Origin of the sequence: Methylobacterium oryzihabitans, from assembly GCF_004004555.2 — a bacterium.
Classification (GTDB): domain Bacteria; phylum Pseudomonadota; class Alphaproteobacteria; order Rhizobiales; family Beijerinckiaceae; genus Methylobacterium; species Methylobacterium oryzihabitans.
The window spans coordinates 230,993-252,261 of the sequence record NZ_SACP01000003.1 but is presented as its reverse complement, the minus strand read 5'-3'; the positions used below and the strand labels follow the sequence as shown (position 1 = coordinate 252,261).

The 21,269-nt window shown below is 72.6% G+C and carries 20 protein-coding genes; 9 read left to right on the top strand and 11 right to left on the bottom strand.

The window, feature by feature from the left end:
* Positions 1-23 precede the first annotated feature (23 nt).
* The 10 genes from pufL to EOE48_RS05120 all read right to left on the bottom strand — a co-directional run bounded on the left by pufL (position 24) and on the right by EOE48_RS05120 (position 9,298).
* Positions 24-848 carry a photosynthetic reaction center subunit L gene (pufL, locus tag EOE48_RS05170; RefSeq protein WP_127727710.1) on the bottom strand — a complete coding sequence of 275 codons (825 nt, stop codon included), beginning with the start codon at positions 846-848 and terminating at the stop codon, positions 24-26.
* A 98-nt stretch (positions 849-946) separates the two neighbouring features.
* The gene (gene pufA / locus EOE48_RS05165; protein ID WP_099952105.1) at positions 947-1,126 is read right to left on the bottom strand and encodes a light-harvesting antenna LH1, alpha subunit; all 180 of its coding nucleotides are present in this window, start codon (positions 1,124-1,126) and stop codon (positions 947-949) included.
* A gap of 16 nt (positions 1,127-1,142) precedes the next feature.
* Entirely contained in the window at positions 1,143-1,373 is a 231-nt protein-coding gene (gene pufB / locus EOE48_RS05160) for a light-harvesting antenna LH1, beta subunit (RefSeq protein ID WP_127727709.1), read from the bottom strand.
* A gap of 178 nt (positions 1,374-1,551) precedes the next feature.
* Complete coding sequence (locus EOE48_RS05155; RefSeq protein WP_127727708.1) at positions 1,552-1,770, bottom strand: hypothetical protein; 219 nt, start codon at positions 1,768-1,770, stop codon at positions 1,552-1,554.
* An 83-nt stretch (positions 1,771-1,853) separates the two neighbouring features.
* Positions 1,854-3,329, bottom strand: coding sequence for a chlorophyllide a reductase subunit Z (gene bchZ / locus EOE48_RS05150; protein WP_127727707.1), 1,476 nt, complete (start codon positions 3,327-3,329; stop codon positions 1,854-1,856).
* Entirely contained in the window at positions 3,329-4,867 is a 1,539-nt protein-coding gene (bchY, locus tag EOE48_RS05145) for a chlorophyllide a reductase subunit Y (protein WP_127727706.1), read from the bottom strand. The genes bchZ and bchY overlap by 1 nt, the downstream gene beginning before the upstream one ends.
* Positions 4,868-4,869: 2 nt before the next feature.
* A complete protein-coding gene (locus EOE48_RS05140) occupies positions 4,870-5,868 on the bottom strand; it encodes a chlorophyllide a reductase iron protein subunit X (protein WP_127727705.1) in 999 nt (332 codons plus the stop codon).
* Positions 5,865-6,800 carry a chlorophyll synthesis pathway protein BchC gene (gene bchC / locus EOE48_RS05135; protein ID WP_127727704.1) on the bottom strand — a complete coding sequence of 312 codons (936 nt, stop codon included), beginning with the start codon at positions 6,798-6,800 and terminating at the stop codon, positions 5,865-5,867. The genes EOE48_RS05140 and bchC overlap by 4 nt, the downstream gene beginning before the upstream one ends.
* A gap of 133 nt (positions 6,801-6,933) precedes the next feature.
* Complete coding sequence (locus EOE48_RS05130) at positions 6,934-8,091, bottom strand: methyltransferase (protein WP_127727703.1); 1,158 nt, start codon at positions 8,089-8,091, stop codon at positions 6,934-6,936.
* 322 nt (positions 8,092-8,413) lie between these two features.
* A complete protein-coding gene (locus tag EOE48_RS05120; RefSeq protein ID WP_127727702.1) occupies positions 8,414-9,298 on the bottom strand; it encodes a polyprenyl synthetase family protein in 885 nt (294 codons plus the stop codon).
* A gap of 85 nt (positions 9,299-9,383) precedes the next feature.
* On the opposite strand from EOE48_RS05120, the gene crtD reads away from it, so the two are divergent.
* The 9 genes from crtD (at position 9,384) to EOE48_RS05075 (ending at position 19,788) form a co-directional block, all read left to right on the top strand.
* Positions 9,384-10,877 (top strand): 1-hydroxycarotenoid 3,4-desaturase CrtD, encoded by a 1,494-nt coding sequence (gene crtD / locus EOE48_RS05115; protein ID WP_127727701.1) that lies wholly within the window; start codon positions 9,384-9,386, stop codon positions 10,875-10,877.
* Between the two features lie 2 nt (positions 10,878-10,879).
* Complete coding sequence (locus EOE48_RS05110) at positions 10,880-11,773, top strand: carotenoid 1,2-hydratase (RefSeq protein WP_127727700.1); 894 nt, start codon at positions 10,880-10,882, stop codon at positions 11,771-11,773.
* A 32-nt stretch (positions 11,774-11,805) separates the two neighbouring features.
* Positions 11,806-12,345, top strand: a complete 540-nt coding sequence (locus EOE48_RS05105) for a phosphate-starvation-inducible PsiE family protein (RefSeq protein ID WP_127727699.1) — start codon at positions 11,806-11,808, stop codon at positions 12,343-12,345.
* Positions 12,346-12,841: 496 nt separating this feature from the next.
* A complete protein-coding gene (locus tag EOE48_RS05100; RefSeq protein ID WP_127727698.1) occupies positions 12,842-13,702 on the top strand; it encodes an ABC transporter permease subunit in 861 nt (286 codons plus the stop codon).
* The gene (locus EOE48_RS05095; protein WP_127727697.1) at positions 13,699-14,394 is read left to right on the top strand and encodes an ABC transporter ATP-binding protein; all 696 of its coding nucleotides are present in this window, start codon (positions 13,699-13,701) and stop codon (positions 14,392-14,394) included. Before EOE48_RS05100 ends, EOE48_RS05095 begins: the two co-directional genes overlap by 4 nt.
* Before the next feature lie 58 nt (positions 14,395-14,452).
* Complete coding sequence (locus EOE48_RS05090) at positions 14,453-15,472, top strand: NrtA/SsuA/CpmA family ABC transporter substrate-binding protein (protein WP_127727696.1); 1,020 nt, start codon at positions 14,453-14,455, stop codon at positions 15,470-15,472.
* Between the two features lie 34 nt (positions 15,473-15,506).
* Positions 15,507-16,874 carry an NtaA/DmoA family FMN-dependent monooxygenase gene (locus tag EOE48_RS05085; RefSeq protein ID WP_127727695.1) on the top strand — a complete coding sequence of 456 codons (1,368 nt, stop codon included), beginning with the start codon at positions 15,507-15,509 and terminating at the stop codon, positions 16,872-16,874.
* Between the two features lie 9 nt (positions 16,875-16,883).
* The gene (locus EOE48_RS05080) at positions 16,884-18,128 is read left to right on the top strand and encodes an acyl-CoA dehydrogenase family protein (protein ID WP_127727694.1); all 1,245 of its coding nucleotides are present in this window, start codon (positions 16,884-16,886) and stop codon (positions 18,126-18,128) included.
* 37 nt (positions 18,129-18,165) lie between these two features.
* Entirely contained in the window at positions 18,166-19,788 is a 1,623-nt protein-coding gene (locus tag EOE48_RS05075; protein WP_127727693.1) for a rhodanese-like domain-containing protein, read from the top strand.
* Between the two features lie 305 nt (positions 19,789-20,093).
* Here EOE48_RS05075 and EOE48_RS05070 read toward each other — a convergent pair whose 3' ends face one another.
* Positions 20,094-20,957 (bottom strand): outer membrane protein, encoded by an 864-nt coding sequence (locus EOE48_RS05070; protein ID WP_127727692.1) that lies wholly within the window; start codon positions 20,955-20,957, stop codon positions 20,094-20,096.
* Positions 20,958-21,269 lie beyond the last annotated feature (312 nt).

The window sequence follows — 21,269 nt, the reverse complement described above, 5'->3', positions numbered from 1 at the left end:
CGTCTCGGGAGGACGGGCTGGGCTCAGCGCCAGATCGGCAGGCTCAGCCACCAGCCCCACCATTCGGGCCAGCCGCGGGTCCAGAACGGGCCGCTGATGACGATGCAGACCGCGCTCCAGAACCCGGCCGAGAGGGCCAGGAACAGGCCGAGCCGGTGGATGCCGAGCGTGCCGATCGAGTAGCCGATCGTATCGCGGAAGTAGGTGTCCTCGTGCTCGGGGGTCTTGACCACCTCGCCCTTGCCGGGATTGACCGAGGACAGGATCAGCGAGCCGTGCAGCGACAGCGCGAAGGTCGTCGTGAAGAAGAACGTCACAGCGAGCATGTGCGCGGGATTGTAGTGGAAGTGGAGGTACTGGTATCCGACGTTCGACACCCAGTCGAGGTGGCTGAGTATCCCGTAGGGGAAGCCGTGGCCCCAGGCGCCCATCAGCATCGGGCGGACCACCACCAGCGTCACGTAGGCGGCGATCGCCACCGAAAAGGCGAAGGGGACGTGATATCCGATGCCGAGCTTGCGGCAGATCTCGACCTCGCGCAGGGCCCAGGATCCGAAGGACCCCACGGCGCAGAAGGTGATGATCTGCCACAGGCCGCCCTCGCGCAGCGGCGCCAGCGCCAGCCCGTACTTGAGGTCGGGCGGCGCGATGTTGATCTGCCAGACGTTCCAGGTCGGCCCGAGCGCCGCGCCCCAGACGATCAGGCCGGTGCCGAGCAGGGTGAAGAACAACCCCGTGACCCCGAAGAAGCCGACGTAGAACGGCCCGGCCCAGAAGTCGAACAGGTCGCCGCCGAGCAACGTCCCGCCGCGGACCCGGTATTTCCGCTCGAAATTCAGCATGGCCATGGCGCGGCCCTCCCGTCCGCTCGACGTGCGTGGTGACCGCGGACGGTCGGTCCGTCCGCGGCGCGGGGCGCCCGCGCGGGCGCCCGGTCCCGCTGCCGTCAGGTCGGCAGGACGAGGCTGTGGGCGATCTCGGCCTTCTTGGCCGCGGGCCCCTCCAGCCAGTTGAACCGGTTGGTGCTGAGCAGGATGAAGTGGATGATCAGCGCGAGCACGAACAGGAAGGTGAACAGGGCCACCAGGGTGCGGCGCGGATCGAACAGAAGCCAGACCTTGTGCATGACGGATCCTCCCTCTTCACGCGATGAAGGGCAGCAGGCCGTGGGCGGCGTAGGTCACGCCGTCCGTCAGCGACGAGTAGCCGTTGGGCCCGGGCAGCCAGGGCCGCCACAGCCAGACGAGGAAGTGCGCGACGACCGCGATCGCCGTGAAGATGATGAAGCTGGTGACGAAGATGCCGTGAAACTCCTTCGCCTCCTCTTCGGTGAGTCCTGAGAGTACGCTGGGTTTGTCCATGCCGTTGGCCATTGCCGAACCTCCGGATGCGGGACCGCGCGGGGATTCCCGCGCGGGGGTTGCCCGGCCGTGACGGTCGGGCGGTCTCCCCGCCGCCGTCGCCGGCGGCGGAAACTCGGCCCAGCGGGCATCGGCCCGGGCGGGCTTAGCCCGAGGTGCCTCAGCCCAAGGTGCCTCAGCCCAAGGTGCCTCAGCCCATGAAGGCGAAGGGGATCGCCGAGAGCGCCATCGCGCGGGCCTCGCCGAACACCGAGCGGCGCGGCAGAGCGGCGGCCCCGGGGCGCAGGCGCTGCACGACGGCGGCGACCAGGAAGACCGGGTAGGTCGCCGCCAGGATGGTCCGGAACTGGACCGCCTCGGACCGGGACCGCGACACCGCGACGAACGGACGGACTGCTTCGGATCTCATGGCTTCGGCTCTCCTCCGTTCCCGCCTGCGCGGGAGCCATTGCGGGGTGACCGGCGCGGCGGCCGCGCCGGCCGGCACGGCGGTCAGGCCGCCGCGAGCGAGGCGCGGGCGCGCTCGACGCAGAGTTCGGTCACGCGCTCGGACCCGGCCCGGCTCGCCTCGCGCTCGGCGGCGTCGCGCAGGCGCTTGGCGAACGAGATCCGCACCAGCACCGGGCTCGCCTCCACCGAGGCGTCGAGGCGCTCGCGCGCGTCGTCGTCCCACGGGAGCGCCGAGCCGGTCGAAGAATGCGGCGCGCGGGCCGGCGTCGCCTCGACGGCGTCGAGGTCGCGCGACAGCGGCAGGATGTGGAAGAGCGCGTCGAACAGCGCGTTGCACACCTCCTGCACGAGGTAGGTCGCGCCCGAATACCCCATGAACGGCGTGCCGGTGTGCCGGCGCACCACCGCGCCCGGAAACGAGGCCGGGATGAACACCGCCCTCCCGCCGCATTCGGCGAGGTAGAGCCGCTCGTTGTAGGAGCCGAACAGCACCAGTGGCGGCGTCTCGCGGATCGCCTGCCGCACCGCCGCGTTGTCGGGCTTGGTGCCGGCGGTGCGCGAGACCGCGAACCGGCACGGCAGCCCCATCTCGTCCTCGAGGAAGTGGCGCAGGCCCCGCGCATAGGTGTCGGTCGCGACGATTCCGAAGCTCGCCGAGGCGAAGAAGTCCTGCGTCACCGAGCGCCACAGGTCCCATAGCGGCTTGAGCGTCGTGTGCTTCTCGCGCTCGATGAACGGCTCGGGATCGACGCCGAGGATCTCGCCGAGCGCCCGCAGGAACTTCGTCGTGCTGTGCACCCCGATTGGCGCATGGAGGTAGGGCCGGTCGAGGGCCTCGCAGAGCAGGCGCCCGAACTCGCGGTAGAGGCAGATGTTGGCATCGGCCTCGACGAGGCGCGGGATGTCGGAGAGATGGGTGCCGAGCGGGAAGACGAGGTTCACCTCGGCGCCGATGCCCTCGACGAGGCGCCGGATCTCGGCGAGGTCGGAGGGCATGTTGAAGGTGCCGTAGGCCGGGCCGATCAGGTTGACCCGCGGCTTCACCCCGGGGGCGCGTTCGGGCCGCGGCGGGATCACACCCTTCTTGCCGGCCTTCTTCGCCCCGTATTCGTGCCAGAGCCAGGACAGGGCGCGGTCGGCGGCCTGCCACTGATCCTCGTCGATGGTACGCGACAGGAAGCGCTGGAGGTTGGTGCCCTCCGGCGTCACGCCGCCGCCGATCATCTCGGCGATCGAGCCGGTGACGACGACGCTGGGCTGCGCCGGATCGAGCGTCGCGTGGGCGCGTCGCATCGCCCCTTCGGTGCCGTGGCGGCCGAGTTCCTCCTCGGCCAGGCCCGTGACGACGATCGGCAGCTCGTGCGGCGGCAGCGCGTCGGTGTAGTGCAGCACCGAGGTCACCGGCAGGTTCTCGCAGCCGACCGGGCCGTCGATGACGACCTGGAGCCCCTTCACCGCCGTGAAGACATAGACGGCGCCCCAGTAGCCGCCGGCGCGGTCGTGGTCGAGGACGAGCATCAGGCCATCTCCCCGATCGGTTTCTCGGGTGCGGCGCGCTTCACCGCCGCGCGCTTCTTCGGCACGTCCTGCCAGATCCCGGCGGCGTGGCCCTCGCCGACGCCGGCGAAGAACGACCGCATGGCGTCGAACCGCGCGGCTTGCGCCATCGCCCCGTTCACCACCTGGGCCAGCGAGCCGGCACCGGCGACGCCCATCAGCGGGCGGGCCGAGATCAGGTTGGTGAAGTAGAGCGCGGGAATCGCCCGCTCCTTGGCCTTCTGCACCACCGGGGTGGTGCCGATGGCGAGATCGGGCCGGTATTCCTCGACCGCCGCGAGATCGTGCTCCAGCGAGGCGCGGAACCGCACCCGGCAGCCGCGCTGCTCCAGCCAGTCGCGGTCGGCCTCGGCGAACGGCGTCCGCGGCAGGGCGGTGCCGACGTAAGGCACCTCGGCGCCGCTCTCGACCAGAAGGCGGGCCACCAGCAGTTCCGAGCCCTCGTAGCCCGAGAGCGTGATCCGGCCGCGGATCGGATTCGCCGCGAGCGCCCCCCGGATCGCCGGCAGGAACCGGTTCTTGGCCGCCTCGACGCGGGCGCGGGCGACGCCGCAGGCCTGCCCGACCGCGTCGAGCCACGCGGCGGTGCCGTCGTGGCCGACCGGCGCGGAGCCGAAGGCCGGCCGGCCCGCCGCCTCGAACTCGCGCAGGCACGCGGTGTAGAACGGGTGGATCGCCGCCACCGCCGTGCCGTCCAGCGCCGCGTAGAGCTCGCGCCATTCCCGCGTCGGCACCACCGGGCCGGCGCTCAGGCCGAGCGGTTCGAGCAGCGCGCCGATCTGCACCGGGTCGGCCGGGAACATCTCGCCGAGCAGCGCGACGGTCGGACGCCCGTCGCGGCCTCGCGTCGGCGTCCCTTCGCGGGGCGCCGCGACGGGGCCCAGCTCCGCCTCGGTCCGCGCGACCCGCAGCATCGCGCCGGCGAGCACATCCTTGGCCTCGGCATGGGTCGGCACGCCGAAGCCCGGCACGTCGATGCCGATGATCCGCACCCCGTCGATCTCCCGCGGCAAGAGCCGCAGCGGCACGCCGGAGGCGGTCGGCACGCACAGGTTGATGACCACGACCGCGTCGTGCAGCGCCGGGTCGGCGGTGGCGTGGACCGCGTCGCGGATGTCCTCGAACAGCTTGCCGGTGACGAGCGTCTCGGAGTTGAACGGCACGTAGCCGACCGTGCGGCGCGCGCCGTAGAAGTGCGAGGTGAAGGTCAGCCCGTAGACGCAGCAGGCCGAACCCGAGAGGATCGTCGCGGTGCGGCGCATGCGCAGGCCGACCCGGAGCGAGCCGAAGGCCGGGCACATGCTCTGCGGCTGGTCGTGCGGGCCGGTCGGGTAGTCGCGCTTGAGGGCGTCCAGGGTCTCGCCCATGCCGGCGGCCTGCGCCGCCTCGCGCATCGCCGCCTTGCCGGAATGGCAGCCGTGGCCGTCCTCGCGGGTCGCCGCGAGATTCACCGGGCCGCTCCGGGCGCGCAACGCCGCGATGTCCAGGGAGGCACCCATGGTCACACCGTCTCGTAGACGACTTCGAGGGACGGCCGGATCTCGACCGGGCGGCCGCGCATGTCCGCGTCGCTCGCGGGATCGAGCACCACCCCGCGCCCGACGGCCTCGCCCTTGAACAGGCCGAGGAGCGCGTCCTGCGACAGCGGCGTCGGCCGGTGCGGCAGGGCGGAGCCGATGTTGTCGGCGAGTTCGGCGAAGAGGGGCCCCCAGCGCCCGTCCGGGCGGCCGATGATCTCGTAGTTCGCGCTCTTCCGGCGGATGTCGTCGTCGGCCGGGATCGAGGCGAGGATCGGGATGCCGGCCGCTTCCGCGAAGGCCTGCGCCTCGCCGGTGCCGTCGTCCTTGTTGATGACGAGGCCGCCGACGCCGACGTTGCCGCCGAGCTTGCGGAAGTATTCCACCGCCGAGCAGACGTTGTTGGCGACGTAGAGCGACTGCAGGTCGTTCGAGCCGACGACGATGACCTTCTGGCACATGTCGCGGGCGATCGGCAGGCCGAAGCCGCCGCAGACCACGTCGCCGAGAAAGTCGAGCAGGACGTAGTCGAAGCCCCATTCGTGGAAGCCGAGCTTTTCCAGCAGCTCGAAGCCGTGGATGATGCCGCGCCCGCCGCAGCCGCGGCCGACCTCCGGCCCGCCGAGTTCCATCGCGAACACGCCGTCGCGCTTGAAGCAGACGTCGCCGATCGCCACCGCCTCGCCGGCGAGCTTGCGCCTCGTCGAGGTCTCGATGATCGTCGGGCAGGCCCGGCCGCCGAACAGCAGCGAGGTGGTATCGCTCTTCGGGTCGCAGCCGATCAGCAGCACCCGCTTGCCCTGCTGGGCGAGCATGTAGGACAGGTTGGCGAGCGTGAAGCTCTTGCCGATGCCGCCCTTGCCGTAGATCGCGATGATCTGGGTCTCGCGGGTCGCCGCGGTCGGGACCGGGTCCGGCGGGATCGCGGCCTCGGCGCGCAGGATCGAGGCTTGGAGCGCGGCGCCGTTCAGCGAAGCGTTCATGGCTGTGCTCTCCAGTCGAGGACCATCTTGAGGCAGTCGGCATCGCCGAACGCCGTGCGGTAGGCCGCCTCGGCCTCGCCGGCCGGGCGCCGGTGGGTGACGAGGCCGTCGAGGGACAGGGCGCCGGAGCCCGCGAGCGCCGCCACGGCGTCGAGGTCGCCGGGCTGCCACTGCGCCGCGACGCGGATGCGCGCCTCGCGCAGGAAGGCCGGCGGGAACGCGAACGAGAGCGGCGCCTCGTAGAAGCCGGCCAGCACCACCTCGCCGCCCGGGGCGAGCCGGGCGATCAGGCGGTCGAGGAGGCCGGCATCGCCGCTGGCGTCGATGACGCGGGCATAGGACGTCTCGTCCTGATCCGGGTCGATCACCTTGTAGCCGGTGCCGGCGCCGCGGCGGGCGGGATCGCGCTCCCACACCACCGGGTCGAGGCCGTCGATCCGCGCGATCCGCGCCAGCAGCCGCCCGAGCACGCCGTGCCCGACGATGAGCTGGCGTCCCCGGCCCTCGCTGCCGGCGAGGGCGTGATGCGCGGTGGCGGCGAGCGCCAGCAGGATGCCGCGCTCGCCGAGGGAATCGGGGATCGGCCGCAGCCGGCTGCCGGCGGCGACGAGGTGCGAGGCGGCGCCGCCGAACAGCCCGCGGACCGGGCCGAAGCAGCGCGCCCCCGGCACGAACACCGTCTCGCCGACGCGGCGGCCGGATTCCGGCCCGGCCTCGACCACCCGGCCGATCGATTCGTAGCCCGGCACCAGCGGATAGCCCATGCCGGGAAAGTCCGGCATCCGGCCCGACCACAGCAGGCGCTCGGTGCCGGTGCTGATGCCGCTCCACGCGACCTCGACGGTCGCGTCGGCGGGTCCGGGCGCGTCGAGAGCCAGCCGGGCGAGGCCGAGGCGTTCGGGACGGTCGAGGATCACGGCCTGCGCGTGCATGCGGTACGGCCCCTCCGCGAGTGCGGACGAAAGCCGCTCGAAGCGGCATTCGTCATCCTAAATGGGCGTCTATTGGTGTCAAGTTTACTTTACACTCATGAGACGGAACCGCGGCCTGCCGGTGGGAGGACCATCAGGTCGGCGTGCGAGCCGCGAGCAGGCGCACCAGCATCGGACGCCGGGTCGGGCGCTCGCGGATGCGCGCGAATCCGGCCTCGGCGAGCAGGCCCGAGAGTTCGGCGGCGGTCCGCGGCCGTCCGCTTCCCATCGCCAGGAGGTAGAACCCGAAATAGGCGTCCCCGATCGGCTCGGCCCCGGGCGTGCCGGCCATCGGCTCGGCGAGCAGCAGCGTGCCGCCCGGCGGCAGCGCGGCGCGGACCGCCTTCAGCAGGGCGAGGGCGGGTCCGTCGTCGTGATCGTGGACGACCCGTACCAGCGACACCACGTCGGCGCCGCGGGGCAAGCCGTCATGGAAGCTGCCGCCGAGGGCGGTGGCGCGCCCGGACAGGCCTTCCTGGGCGAAGCGCCGCGCGGCGCGTTCGGCGACCGGCGGCAGGTCGAACAGCGTGACGGCGAGGGCCGGTGCATGGCGCGCCGCCTCGACCGCGAAGGCGCCCTCGCCGCCGCCGACATCGAGGAGCCGGGCGTGGCAGGCGAGCGGGTAGGCGTCGAGGATGTCGCGGGCGACCAGCGCCTGCGAGGCGCCCATGAGGGCGCCGTAGGGCGCCACCGCCGCCTCGCCGACGCCGGCCGGGTCGTCGGTGCCGGCATAGGCCCAGTAGCCCGACAGCCGCGTCGGCTCAGCCTGGCCGCGCAGCAGCGCCACCGGATCGCGCAGGTCGTCGTACAGCATGGCGTGGTGGGCGACCATCGCGGCGACGGACGGGTTGCCGAGGAGCGCCGCCCCGAGATCGCCGAGGGCGAAGCGGCCGTCGCGCAGGGCGGTCAGCAGCCCGAGGGAGGCGGCGGCGCGCAGGAGGCAGAGCGCCCGGTCGGGCGGCAGGTCGAGGCGCCGGGCCAGCGCCTCCGGGGCGAGCGGCCCGTCGGCGAGGAGGCGGAACAGGTCCAGCCGCAGGCAGGCGGCGAGCACCTGGGCGTAGACGAAGCCGGCGCAGAGGTCGAACAGCGCCCGGGCGTTGCGCCGGGCGATGCCCCGGGTCGGCGGGAAGGCGGCGGCGAAACGCTGGAAGCGCGGGCTGGCGATCAGGCGGTGGCGCAGGGCGAGGAGGCGGTCGCGCCAGGGGAGTGACGCGACCGGGGTCGCCGGAAGGGCGTGGGGGACGGGTTTCATCGCCCTCCCCCCTCTGCGCGGAGCCGTCCGGGGAAAGGTGTGTCGCGGGCAATCTCCTCTCCCCGCGGGCGGGGAGAGGGCCGACGACACCTTGTCGTGTCGTCGGCAAGCGGAGGCGGAGCGAGGGTGAGGGGGTGGGGCCGGAAGAGGCTCCTCCGGAAACACCCCCTCACCCTCGCCCTTCGGGCTCGCTGTCTGCACGACAAGGTGCAGACAGCCCTCTCCCCGCCCGCAGGGAGAGGGGACACCCGCGCCTTTTCCTGTCGCCGGATAGCCCTGCACAGAGATGGGAGGGTTCGGTGACGAGCCACCCCGGCTATCCCTACGCCACCAGGCTCTGCGCCAGCCGCGCCGGCAGGAAGAGCCGGGTCTGGGCCAGGATCTCGGCCCGCAGGGCCTCGATGCCGGGACAGTCGGGAATCACCTCCATCGCCTCGTGGGCGAGGTCGGACAGGCGGCGCAGCGCCCCGTCCATGCCGAGCAAAGCCGCCGCGTTGGGGCGCCCGAGCGTCACGTCGCGGCCGACCGGCTTGCCGACCTCCTCCTGGCGGCAGGCGACGTCGCGCAGGTCGTCGGCGACCTGATAGGCCTCGCCGAGATATTCGCCGAGCAGCCGCCACCCCATCGGCTCGGACCCGGCCGCGGCCGCCCCCGTCACGGTGGCGGCGGCGAACAGCGCGCCGGTCTTGGCCTGCTGGTAGACCGACAGGCCGACCTGCGGTTCGGATTCCCAGGCCTGCCCGGCGACGATCCCGGCCGGCGAGCCGACCGCCCGCGCCACCAGCCCGACCAGGGCGGCGAGGCGCGCCGGCGACCGGGCGGCGCCCCGCGCCAGGGTCTCGAAGGCGAGCACGATCAGCGCGTCGCCGGTGAGCAAGGCCACCGGCACCCCGTAGGCGACGTGGACCGAGGGCTTGCGCCGGCGCTCGGCTGCGTCGTCGAAGCACGGCAGGTCGTCGTGGACCAGCGAGGCGCAGTGCAGGAGTTCGATCGCCGCCGCCGCCGCGTCGGAGGCGGCCGGGTCGTCGTCGCCGCAGGCACGGGCGACCGCGAGGCACAGCCGCGGCCGGATGCGGTGCCCGCCCGGAAACACCGCGTAGCGGATCGCCTCGGCGAGGCGCGGCGGCGCGCCGGGCGCCTCGGCGAACGACACGGCCACGTCCAGGGTCCGCTCGATGCGACGACCGTCGTCAAACTGGCCTTCCATGGCGTCTCTCCCGCATCTGTCATTTCGTTTGAACATTACGGAGTGTCATTTTAGATTGACACTTCCCGGGCAGGAGATCAACGGCGTGCCGGACGAACGGGTGGTGGTGATCGGGGCGGGGATCGGCGGGCTCGTCGCTGCGCTGACGCTCGCCGCCGCCGGCCTGCCGGTGACGCTGGTCGAGAAGGAGGCGACGCCCGGCGGCAAGATGCGCCGGGTCGCGGCCGGTCCCTGCCGCGTCGAGGCCGGTCCGACGGTCTTCACCATGCGCTGGGTGTTCGAGGAAATTTTTTCCGAGTGCGGGGCCGATCTCGGCGCCCGGGTGGCGTTGAGCCCGGCGGCGATCCTCGCCCGTCACGCCTGGAGCGCGGGCGAGCGGCTTGACCTGTTCGCCGATCCCGCCCGCTCGGAGGCCGCCATCGCGGATTTCGCCGGTGCACGGGATGCCGAGGGGTTCCGGCGCTTCCGCGCCCGGGCCGGCGAGATCTACCGCACCCTCGAAGGCCCGTTCATCCGCGGCCAGCGGCCGAGCCCGGTCGACCTCGCGATGCGCGCCGGGCCGTGGGGGATGGGCGGCCTGATGCGTATCCAGCCGTTCACGACGATGTGGACGGCCCTGTGCGAGCATTTTCGCGATCCGCGCCTGCGTCAGCTCTTCGGCCGCTACGCCACCTATTGCGGCTCCTCGCCGTTCTCGGCCCCCGCGACCCTGATGCTCGTCGCCCATGTCGAGATGGAGGGCGTGTGGACCGTCGAGGGCGGGCTGTCGCGCCTCGCCGCCGCCGTGGCGGACCTCGCCGCCGAGCGGGGAGCGGACCTGCGCTACGGGGTGGGCGCCGAGCGGATCGAGGTCGCGGGCGGGCGGGTGGCGGGCGTGACGCTGACGACCGGCGAGCGGCTGCCGGCGACCCGGGTGGTGGCGAATGCCGACGCCGCCGCCCTGGCGGACGGGCTGTTCGGGCGCGAGCCCGCCCGGGCGGTCGAGCCGGTCCCGGCGTCCGAGCGCTCGCTCTCGGCGGTGACCTTCGCGTTGGCGGGCCGGCCCGACGGCTTCCCCCTGGTGCGCCACAACGTGTTCTTCTCGCCCGATTATGCCGCCGAATTCGCCGACCTGACCCAGGGCGCCCGCCTGCCGCGGGATCCGACCGTCTACGTCTGCGCGCAGGAGCGCGGCGATCACGGCCTGCCGGATCGCGGCGACGGCGCATCCCCCGAAGCCCTGCTCTGCCTCGTCAACGCGCCCGCGCGCGACGCCCCGCTATCCCCGGAGGAGATCGCCCGATGCCACGACACGATGAGCCGACGGCTCTCCGCCTGCGGCCTGACGATCGCCGAGACGGCCAGGACCACGACGACGCCGACGGAGTTCGCCCGGCTTTTTCCGGCGACGGGCGGGGCGCTGTACGGGCGGGCCTCGCACGGCTGGATGGCGTCGTTCCGCCGGCCGGGGGCGCGCACGCGGCTGCCGGGCCTCTACCTCGCGGGGGGGAGCGTCCATCCGGGGCCGGGCGTGCCGATGGCGGCGCAGTCGGGCCGGCTGGCGGCCGCGAGCGTGCTGCGGGACCTCGGTTCGACCTGAGCGTGCCGCCCGGCGGCTATGCCTGGTGGTACGTCGACGGGGTCAGCGACGACGGCCGCCACGGCCTCACGGTCATCGCGTTCCTCGGCAGCGTCTTCTCGCCCTACTACGCCTGGAGCGGGCGGGCCGACCCGCTCAACCATTCCGCCGTCAACGTGGTCCTGTACGGCCGGCCCGGCGCCTGGGCGATGACCGAGCGGCCCCGCGGCAGCGTCGCGCGCGACGCGACCTCGCTGGCGATCGGCCCGAGTTCGCTGCACTGGGACGGCACCACCCTGACGATCCGGGTCGCGGAGGTGACGAGCCCCCTGCCCTCGCGCCTGTCCGGCACGATCCGGGTGCGGCCGGCCGGGATTACGCCGGGCCCGTTCACCCTCGACGCCGAGGGCCGCCACCGGTGGTGGCCGCTCAGCCCGGCCTCGCGGATCGAGGTCGCGTTCGACCGCCCGTCCCTGCGCTGGAGCGGCGACGCCTATTTCGACACCAACGACGGCGACGTGCCGCTCGAGGATTCGTTCCGGAGCTGGACGTGGTCGCGCTCGACGCTCAAGCGCGGCGCCGCGATCCTCTACGACGTCGAGCGCCGCGACGGCAGCCGCCAGGACCTGTCCCTGCGCTTCGATCCGGACGGCACCCCGCAGCCGATCGAGCCGCCGGTGCCGGCGCGGCTGCCGCCGACGCTGTGGCGCCTACCGCGCGCGACCCGCAGCGACGACGGCGCGGCCTCGGTGCTGCGCCGCTTCGAGGACGCGCCGTTCTACTCGCGCTCGCTGCTCTCGGCCCGGATCTGCGGCGAGGCGGTGCGGCCGGTGCACGAGGCGCTCGACCTCGACCGGTTCACCAACCCGCTGGTGCGCCTGATGCTGCCGTTCCGCATGCCGCGCGCCCCGCGCTGACTCAAACCCTCCAGAGCGGGAGACCCGACCCCATGGCCCAGGACGCGAAGGCGGGAGACAAGGCGGACGATTCCGACGAGGAAGGCGGGCGGCTGACGCGGCTCTCCGCCTTCGTGTTCCTGCACACCGAGCACGCGATCTACGCCGCCCTCGGCGTGCTGCTGGCGATCACGGCGGTGATGGCGCTGCTCGACGCCGCCGGGATGACCGGCAAGGCGATCCTGTCGGTCGGCGGCGCCTCGCAGCTCCTCGACGTGGTCGACCGGCTGCTGTTCCTGCTGATGCTGGTCGAGATCCTGCACACCGTGCGGGTCTCGATGCGCTCGGGCCGGCTGACCTGCGAACCGTTCCTGATCGTCGGCCTGATCGCGTCGATCCGGCGGGTCCTGGTGCTGACGCTCCAGACCGCCGAGGCGATGCACGCCGCCGACTGGTCGCCGCAGAAGGAGGCGCTGTTTCGCGCCTCGATGATCGAGCTCGGGGTGCTGGCCGGGCTGATTCTGGTGATGGTGGTGTCGATCTTCCTGCTCCACCGCGCCCGGGACGACGAGAAGCCGGCCGGGGTCGAGTAGGCCCCGGGCGGATCGCAGCCGCCGGGCCTGCAACCGGCACGGCCCGTGCGGCATTGGTAATGGCCGGTCGTGGTGCAACTCAGGGAGGTTTCGATGGGCCTGCTGTTCTTCCTGGTCTTCGTCTGTCCGTGGATCGTGGTGGCGGTCGTCTCCAGCCGCGGCCAGCTGATGAAGCCCAAGCCGTTCTGACCGAGCCGTTCTGATCGAGCCGTTCCGACGCCCGGGAGGTCTCCCGGCGTCCGATCGACATGAGGGCGCCGTCACGGCGGGAGAGTCGCCGTGCGGACCGTCCTCATGTCGAACGGACCGGTGCATCCGGTCTCTCCGACCTCGGTCGAGGCCCGTCCGCGCCGGTTCTCGATGACGGGACGGCGATCCGGCATGGCCCCGGTCTTTCCGCGCCGTTTTAGTTTACAAAGTCGATCGACTAAAATACGAACGCAGGATGCGATGAGGGATGCGGCCGACGCGTCCCGCGCACCGGAAGCGATCGTTCATGGCCGTCGACCTCACGAGCGAGAAAACCGAAGCGATCACGGGCTTGCTGCACGGGCAGCCGCGGTCGGCCGGAGAGTGGACCTGGAGCGGGCGCGAACTCGTCGCGATCTCGTGGCTCGCGCCTCTCGCCTTCGCGCTGGGCTGGGAAACGCTGTGCCGGTTCGGCGGCGTGAACCCGCAGGTGATGCCGGCACCGAGCGCGGTCCTGGCGACCGCCTGGACGCTCGCGGCGGACGGCACGCTGTTCGTCCATCTCGGCTACAGCCTCGTGCGGGCGGCGACGGGCTTCGTCGTCGGCGGCGGCATCGGCTTCGGGCTCGGCGTGCTCGTCGGCTTCTCGCGTCTCGCCGAGGCACTCCTCGACCGCTCGATCCAGATGGTCCGGGCGATCCCGTTCCTCGCCCTGCTGCCGCTGGTCATCGTGTGGTTCGGCGTCGACGAGGCCGGCAAGATCTTCCTGGTCTCGCTCGGCGTGCTGTTCCCGATCTACATCAACACCGTGCTGGGCATCCGTCAGGTCGACCCGAAGCTGATGGAGGTCGCCAAGGTGACCGGCCTGAGCCTGCGCGGGCGCATCACGAAGATCATCCTGCCGGGCGCGATGCCGTCGATCCTCACCGGCGTGCGCTACGCCCTCGCGGTGGCGTGGCTGGCGCTCGTCATCGCCGAGACCATCGCCACCACGAAGGGCGTCGGCTTCCTCGCGATGGATGCCCGCGAGTTCCTCCAGACCAACGTCATCGTGCTGACCATCGTGATCTACGCGGCGATCGGCGTGCTCGCCGACAGCGTCGCCCGGGCCCTGGAGCGCCGGCTGCTCGCCTGGCACCCGAACTACGCCGGGGAGGCTCGCCGATGAGCGCCGCCGTCACCGTCCGGGGCCTGCGTCGCCGCTACGGCGAGCGGGTCGTGATCGAGGGCCTGGATCTGCGGATCGAGACCGGCGAGTTCGTCGCGATGCTGGGCGAGAGCGGCTGCGGCAAGACCACCCTCCTGCGGGCGCTGGCCGGCCTCGACCCGGTCGATGGCGGGCGCATCGACGGCCCGTCGCAGCCCGCCGTGGTGTTCCAGGAGCACCGCCTGCTGCCCTGGGCCCCGCTCTGGCAGAACGTCGCCCTCGGGATCGAGACGCCGCAGGCACGGGAACAGGCGGTGGCGGCCCTGCGGGAGGTGGGGCTGGCCGGGCGCGAGGGCGACTGGCCGCGCAACCTCTCGGGCGGTCAGGCCCAGCGGGTGGCGCTGGCACGCGCCCTGGTGCGCGAGCCGCGGCTGCTGCTCCTCGACGAGCCCTTCGCCGCCCTCGACGCCCTGACCCGGATCAGGATGCACGACCTCATCGAGGATCTCGTCGCGCGCCACCGGCCGGGGGTCCTCCTGGTCACCCACGACGTCGACGAGGCGATCGCCATCGCCGACCGCATCCTGGTGATGCGCGGCGGCCGGATCGCCGCCTCCTACGACGTGGACGCCGAGACTGCCGCGGGACCGTCCGCCCTGCGCGCCAAGCTCCTCGGCGAACTCGGCGTCGTCCTGCACGACCGCGCCGCCTGATCCCCCGACCCTTCCCGAATCCGGACCGGCCCGGCGCCGGCCCACAGGACCCTTCCGCATGACCCGTTCAGACGATTTCGGCCTCGACCGGCGCCGCCTCCTCCAGGGAGCCGGGCTGGCGCTCGGCGCTGCCGCCCTCGGATCCGGCCGGATCCTGGCTCAAGAAGCCCGGGCGCAGGGCGCAGGAACCCGCAACACCGACACCGTCCGGCTCGGCTGGGGCCGCGGCGGCCTGCCGCTGATCGCCCGCGAGCGCGGCGAGTTCGAGAAGAGCCTCGCGGCGCAGGACATCACGGTAAAGTGGGTCGGCCCGTTCCCCAACCACGCGCCCTCGCTGCAGGCGGTGGTCGGCGGCAGCGCCGATTTCGGCTTCTGGGGCAGCACCACCCCGGCGCTCGCCGCGATCCTCGCCGGCTCGCCGCTGGTCTTCACCAACTACAACGTCTATTCGCCGCGCTCGACCGCGATCATCGTCAAGAAGAATTCCGGCATCGATTCGGTCAAGGATCTCGCCGGCAAGAAGGTCGCGGTGAACCGCTCGGGGCTCGGCGAGTTCCTGCTGGTCGCGGCGCTGGAGAAGCACGGCGTCGACCGCAGATCAGTCGAGTTCGTGTATCTCAATCCGCCGGATGCCTCGCCGGCCTTCGGCCAGGGCCGGGTCGATGCGTGGTCGATGTGGACACCGGCCGTCGACATCGCCCGCGACCAGTACGGTGCCAAGGACATCTTCTTCGAGGGCCGGGACCTCGATTTCCTGATCGACTACTCGTCGCTCGTCTCCCTGCGCGACTTCACCACCAGGAACTCCGCCCTCGTGCGGGCGGTGATCGACGCCTATGCCCGCGAGGGCCGCTGGATCAGCGACAACCCGGTCGAGGCCGAGACCATCGCCCAGCGGGAGGGCAAGTACGGCGACGCCGTGCGCGACCACCTCGCCGGCTACAAGCGGCAGAACCGGTTCTACGAGGCCGACGACGCGGCCTTCCTCGCCGACTTCCAGAAGGCGGCCGACTGGCTCGCCGACCGGGCGATCCTGCCGAAGCGAGTCAACGTCGCCGACCATTCCGTGCGGGTCTGAACCCTCCATCCCCCTTTCCGCCCGGAGCGCGCCCATGCCCTCTCCCAAGAAACCCGTCCGCCTCGGCGTCAACGTCCTCGCCTCCGGGCGCCACGACGCCGCGTGGAAGACCCTGCCCGACCCGGCCTCGCTGTCCACCGACATCGATGCGTTCCTGCGCATCGCCAGGGTGGCCGAGCGGGGCAAGATCGACGCGCTTTTCCTCGCCGACGGTCCCGGCGGCCTCGTCGAGGAGGCGCTGCACCGGCCCTGGCGCGCCCTCGATCCGGTGACGCTGCTCGCCGCCCTGTCGCAGGCCACCACCCATATCGGCCTCGTCGCCACGACCTCGACGATCTTCGGTCACCCCTATGTCGTGGCCCGCCAGATCGCCTCCCTCGACCACATCAGCAAGGGCCGGGCGGCCTGGAACATCATCACCAGCCAGACCCCGGTGGCGCTCGCCGCCTACGGCCTGCCGCACGGCTTCGACCAGGACGAGCGCTACCGGCGCGCCACCGAGTTCGTCGAGATCGTCACGGGCCTGTGGGACTCGCTGCCCCGGGACGCGATCGTCGCCGACCGCGACCGCCACGTCTTCGTCGACCCGGCGCGGGTCCGCCCGGTCGCGGTCGAGGGCCGCCACTTCAGCGCCCGGGGCGCCCTGTCGGCCCCGGTCGGGCCGCAGGGGCGGCCGGTGATCTTCCAGGCCGGGCAGTCGGAGGACAGCAAGGCGTTCGGCGCACGCTACGCCGACGCCCTGTTCACCGGCCAGCGCCTGATCGGGCCGGCGAAGAAGTTCTACGCCGACGTGAAGGCGCTCGCCCGCGGCCAGGGCCGCGACCCTGCTCAGCTCCTCGTCATGCCGGGGCTGTTTCCGATCGTCGGCAGCACCGAGGAAGAAGCCCTGCGCCGCAAGGCCGACCTCGATGCCGGCCTCGACATCGAGTTCCTGCGCGGCGAACTCGCCCGCCACTTCGCCCTCGACCCCGACGACCTGCCCCTCGACGCCCCCCTCCCCTACGACCGGATCGAGGCCGCGGAGCCGCGGGTGCCGATCGCCTCCCGCTGGCCGCGCAGGCAGATTCTCGCCGAGGCGGTCGAGCACGGCTGGACGGTGCGGCAGGCCGCGCTCAGCAACATCGTCGGCGGCCACCGGATGATCGTCGGCACGCCGGAGGCGGTCGCTTCCGACATCCTGCACTGGCTCGACGCCGACGCCGCGGACGGGTTCAACCTCAACGTCGACGTCCAGACGAGCGGGCTCGAGGACATCGTCGACGCGGTGCTGCCGCTCCTGCGCAAGGCCGGGCGGTTCCGCGACGAGTACACGGGCCAGACCCTGCGCCACCATCTCGGCCTCGACCACTCCGTCGATCCGCGCGACGCCGCGCCGGTGCGACGCACCGGCACCGGGCGATAGGAGCGCGCCATGCTGCAATCCCACCGGTTCGACCCGGCCGCCGCGACCCGGCCGGACTGGAGCCCGGTCACCCGCCGCCTCGGCCTCGACGGGGTCTTCGCCGGCTTCGCCGAGGGGGCGGCGGCCCGCGACGTCGCGCGCGCCCCGATCGTCGCCGAGACGGCGGAGCTGAAGGCGCGCGGCTTCGGCGCCGTGCGGCTCCCCCGCGAGAGCGGCGGCGCGGGGGTGAGCCTGCCCGAGCTGTTCGCGCTCGCCCGCGACCTTGCCGGCGCCGACCCGAACATCGCCCACGTCTTCCGCAACCACTTCTTCGCCGTCGAGCAGCACCGGAAGACGCCGGGCGATCCGTTCTCGGCCCGCATCCTGGCTCTCGCCGCGGAGGGGCGGATGTTCGGCAACGCCGTGTCGGAGGCCGGCGGCGGCCCGGCCGGCAGCCGCGGGCAGGTGCCGGGCGCGCGGCTGATGCGGGACGGCGGCGGCTACCGGGTCTCCGGCCGCAAGATCTACTCGACCGGCAACCTCTATGCCGACCACCTCTTCGTCTCGGCGGTCGAGGACGGCAGCGGCCGGACCGTGCAGTTCCTGGTTCCGACCAGTGCCCCGGGCGTGATCCTCGACGACGACTGGACCGGGTTCGGCCAGAAGCTCACCGGCTCGGGCACGACGGTGTTCGAGGACGTGGCGGTCGCCCCCGGCGACCTGTTCGCGGTCCCCGAGCGGGCCGGGGGCGAGCCGTACCTCTACGGCTTCACCTTCCACCAGGTCTACCTGACGGTGGTGATCTCCGGCATCGTCACCCGCATCCTCCAGGATGCGCTGGCACTGGTGCGGGGCCGGTCGCGCAACTACTACCACGCCCTCGCCGAGCACCCTTCGGGCGAGCCGGAGATCCAAGCGGTGATCGGCCGCATCGCCGCCTACCGGGCCGCGATCCTCGCGGTGACCGACCGGGCCGTCGCGGCGCTCGACCTCGCCTGGGCCCGGGCGGCGCAGCCCGACGCCGAGGCCCTGTCGATCGCCGGCAGCATCGCGGCGGCCGAGGCCAAGGTCGTGACCGACGAGGTCGCGGCGACGCTCGCGGGCCTGCTCCTCGACGTCGGCAGCGGCAGCGCCGTCGCGACCGAGCGCGCCCTCGACCGCCACTGGCGCAACCTGAAGGTCGTCGCGGCGCACAACCCGCGGATCTACAAGGAGCGCGTGGTCGGCGACCACTACCTCAACGGCGCCCTGCCGCCGACGGGAGCGTTCTTTTGAGCGAGGACCTGCCGCACACCGTCACCATGAGATCCCCATGACCAGGACCATCACCGCGCGGGACCTGCGCGCCCACTGGGCCGAGGGCCGCGAGATCGCGCTCCTCGACGTGCGGGAGGAGGGCCCGTTCGCCGAGGCGCATCCGCTCTTCGCGCTCAGCGTGCCGGTGAGCGAGATCGAGACCGCGCTGCCGCCGCTGGTGCCGCGTCTGTCGGCCCCGGTCGTGGTCTACGACGACGGCGAGGGCTACGCCGGGCGGGCGGCCGCCCGGATCGCCGCCCTCGGCTACCGCGACGTCGCGATCCTGGAGGGCGGGCTCGCCGCCTACGCCCGGGTCGGCGAGGTCTACCGCGACGTCAACGTGCCGTCGAAGGCGTTCGGCGAACTGGTCGAGGCGATCCGCCACACGCCGTCGCTGCCCGCGGCCGAGGTGAAGCGCCTCCTCGACGCGCAGGACGACGTCGTGGTGGTCGATGCCCGCCGCTTCGAGGAGTTCGCCACGATGAGCATCCCGGGCGGCCGCAGCCTGCCCGGGGGCGAACTCGTCTACCGCATCCGCGAGGCCGCGCCCTCCCCCGGGACCCTCGTGGTCGTCAACTGCGCCGGGCGCACCCGCAGCATCATCGGCACCCAGAGCCTCGTCAATGCCGGCCTGCCCAACCGGGTCGTGGCCCTGCGCAACGGCACGATCGGCTGGACGCTGGAGGGCCTGACGCTGGAGACCCGCCGCTCCGAGCGCGCCCCGGCGCCATCGGCGGAGACGCGCGCCTGGGCCCGCGAGCGCGCCGCCGCCTGGGCCGCCCATGTCGGCGTGCCGGCGATCGGGGCGGACGACCTCGCCCGGTTCCGCGCCGAGGCCGAGGCGCGCACGCTCTACACCCTCGACGTGCGCGACCCCGCCGAGCATGCGCAGCGCCATCCGGCGGGCTTCGCCTCGGCGCCCGGCGGGCAGCTCGTCCAGGCCACCGACGAGTGGCTCGGGGTGCGCGGCGCCCGGGTCGTGCTCTACGACGACGACGGCGTGCGCGCCCGGATGGCGGCGTCGTGGCTGGTCCAGATGGGCTGGGACGCCTTCGTGCTGGCCGAGGGCGCGGTCCTGCCCGGCGTCTTCCCGGTGCCGGAGGCGCCCCGGGCGGACCTGCCGGCCGGGCCGGCGCTGACGCCGGACGCCCTGGCGGACCGGGCCGATGCCACGGTGGTCGATCTCGCCCGCAGCCCGGCCTACCGGCGCGGCCACGTCCCGGGCGCGTGGCACGCCTCCGGGCCGGCGCTGGCGCGCGACCTCGCCGCCCTGCCGGGCGACGGCCCGATCGTGCTGACCTCGCCGGACGGCCGGGTCGCCGCGGCGAACCTCGCCGAGGCGCAGGGCGCGACGGCCCGCCCGGTGCGGCTGCTCGCCGGCGGCACGGCGGCGTGGGCGGAGGTGGGCAAGCCGCTCGAGACCGGGGGCCGCTTCCTGTCGGAGCCGGCTGACATCTACAAGCGGCCCTACGAGGGCACCGACAACGCCCGCGCCGCGATGCAGGGCTACATCGACTGGGAATTGCAGCTCGTGGCGCAGCTTGCCAATGACGGTATCGCCCGCTTCCACGTCGCGCGCGCGACCGCTGCATCGAGCGAGGATCGGTCCTCCGCGGTGGGGGGGGCGTCGCTGGACTGACGGCGTTGGCGGACGGCCGCACGACCCCCGGCCGTTCGCGTCGGAGCCTCGCTCACGACATCGCTTCGCGCTGCGGACGTCATACGATTTTTGATTGATCGCTTTGCGATGCGAAAATCGGCTTCGCTCAGGTGGGCGGAGCCTGCGATGCTGCCGCTCGCCCCCGAGGCGGTGTGCCCCAGGCGGCTCGCGCCGGATGGGCCCGCGGGACGGGCTCGCGGGCAGGCTCTCCAACGCGGAAAGCCCGGCCTTTCGGCCGGGCTTCCACGTGGTGCGATAAGGGATCCCGCTGAGGGAACCGGGTCCTACCAGGTGCCGAACTTGTAGTTCAGGCCGGCGCGGACGACGGCGAACTCGGTGTCGCGGCGGGCCTGCGCCGACTGAACCACGACCACGCCCGGGCTGCCCAGGCCGATGACGGTGCCGGCGTTGTTGACCGCGAACGCGCCGTTCAGGCTGTTGCCGCGATCGAGGTTCACGTACAGGCCTTCGACCTTCACCGTCACGGCCGACGACTTGAAGAAGTTCAGGAACGAGTCGGTGGGCAGGGCGTACTCGACGCCGCCGCCGACGGTCCAGCCGGTCTTGAAGTCGTCGGTCGAGGTGTTGGGCAGGCCGAAGTCGCGACCGCCGCCCGAGCCGTAGGCGAAACCGCCGGTGGCGTAGACCAGGGTGCGGTCCCAGGCGTAGCCGAGGCGGCCGCGCACGGTGCCGAAGAAGTCCAGGCCCGAGATGCCGGCCGGGTTGAACACCTGCTGGGCGGCCAGCGGGCCGGTGGCGCTGAAGCGGTTGCGGTCACGGCCGAAATCGACGTACTGGGCGTCCGCCTCGAGGCCGACGACGATGCCCGAGCCCGGGGTGAACTGGTAGTTGTAGCCGATCTGGCCGCCGCCGACGAAGCCGTCCGACGAGCGCTGGCTCGGGAAGGCGATGACGGTGGGGGTGGTGACGAGGCCGGTGGCCGGGCCGACGCCGACGATGGTGGCGCGGTTGTTGTCCTCGGTGGCGAAGCCGTAGCCGGCGTTGAAACCGGCGTAGAAGCCGGTCCAGGTGAACACCGGCACCGGCGTGAACACCGGCGGCGGCGCAGCGCGGCGCGGAAGGTCGGCGGCCGAGGCGGCGGCGGTGAGGCCGGCGAGGGCCACGGAGGCGAGGAGAATCTTCTTCATTTGTGACTGGTCCTGGTTGGCGAAAGCCGGCGCGCTTGTATCCCTGGCCCGGCGTCCGGTCTGTCGCTTTCCTGCAACAAGGCAGGCTTTTACCGGACCGCAGGTCAACAAAAGATGAAATTCCGTCGCCGCGGTCTTCGATTTTCGCTCGATCCTGGAAAGAACGAGTTAACCATAACATTTGATTGAACGAGTGCCCGTCTCGGCCTGCCGCCCCCCGCATTGGCGGGGCGTTTCGTCCGAACGGCGATCATCCTCCGCTGTCGGTCCGCGGCGAAGGGGCAGCGTGCGAGCACGAGCCGTCGGTGTTGG

Bases quoted from the DNA above. Each gene is read 5' to 3' on its own strand.
- pufB (WP_127727709.1), bottom strand. From the start codon at position 1,373: ATGGCCAACGGCATGGACAAACCCAGCGTACTCTCAGGACTCACCGAA.
- EOE48_RS05080 (WP_127727694.1), top strand. From the start codon at position 16,884: ATGCTGCAATCCCACCGGTTCGACCCGGCCGCCGCGACCCGGCCGGAC.
- EOE48_RS05140 (WP_127727705.1), bottom strand. From the start codon at position 5,868: ATGAACGCTTCGCTGAACGGCGCCGCGCTCCAAGCCTCGATCCTGCGC.
- EOE48_RS05130 (WP_127727703.1), bottom strand. From the start codon at position 8,091: ATGAAACCCGTCCCCCACGCCCTTCCGGCGACCCCGGTCGCGTCACTC.
- EOE48_RS05100 (WP_127727698.1), top strand. From the start codon at position 12,842: ATGGCCGTCGACCTCACGAGCGAGAAAACCGAAGCGATCACGGGCTTG.
- EOE48_RS05105 (WP_127727699.1), top strand. From the start codon at position 11,806: ATGGCCCAGGACGCGAAGGCGGGAGACAAGGCGGACGATTCCGACGAG.
- EOE48_RS05075 (WP_127727693.1), top strand. From the start codon at position 18,166: ATGACCAGGACCATCACCGCGCGGGACCTGCGCGCCCACTGGGCCGAG.
- pufA (WP_099952105.1), bottom strand. From the start codon at position 1,126: ATGCACAAGGTCTGGCTTCTGTTCGATCCGCGCCGCACCCTGGTGGCC.
- EOE48_RS05090 (WP_127727696.1), top strand. From the start codon at position 14,453: ATGACCCGTTCAGACGATTTCGGCCTCGACCGGCGCCGCCTCCTCCAG.
- EOE48_RS05085 (WP_127727695.1), top strand. From the start codon at position 15,507: ATGCCCTCTCCCAAGAAACCCGTCCGCCTCGGCGTCAACGTCCTCGCC.
- EOE48_RS05155 (WP_127727708.1), bottom strand. From the start codon at position 1,770: ATGAGATCCGAAGCAGTCCGTCCGTTCGTCGCGGTGTCGCGGTCCCGG.
- bchY (WP_127727706.1), bottom strand. From the start codon at position 4,867: ATGGGTGCCTCCCTGGACATCGCGGCGTTGCGCGCCCGGAGCGGCCCG.
- EOE48_RS05120 (WP_127727702.1), bottom strand. From the start codon at position 9,298: ATGGAAGGCCAGTTTGACGACGGTCGTCGCATCGAGCGGACCCTGGAC.
- pufL (WP_127727710.1), bottom strand. From the start codon at position 848: ATGGCCATGCTGAATTTCGAGCGGAAATACCGGGTCCGCGGCGGGACG.
- EOE48_RS05070 (WP_127727692.1), bottom strand. From the start codon at position 20,957: ATGAAGAAGATTCTCCTCGCCTCCGTGGCCCTCGCCGGCCTCACCGCC.
- bchZ (WP_127727707.1), bottom strand. From the start codon at position 3,329: ATGCTCGTCCTCGACCACGACCGCGCCGGCGGCTACTGGGGCGCCGTC.
- bchC (WP_127727704.1), bottom strand. From the start codon at position 6,800: ATGCACGCGCAGGCCGTGATCCTCGACCGTCCCGAACGCCTCGGCCTC.
- EOE48_RS05095 (WP_127727697.1), top strand. From the start codon at position 13,699: ATGAGCGCCGCCGTCACCGTCCGGGGCCTGCGTCGCCGCTACGGCGAG.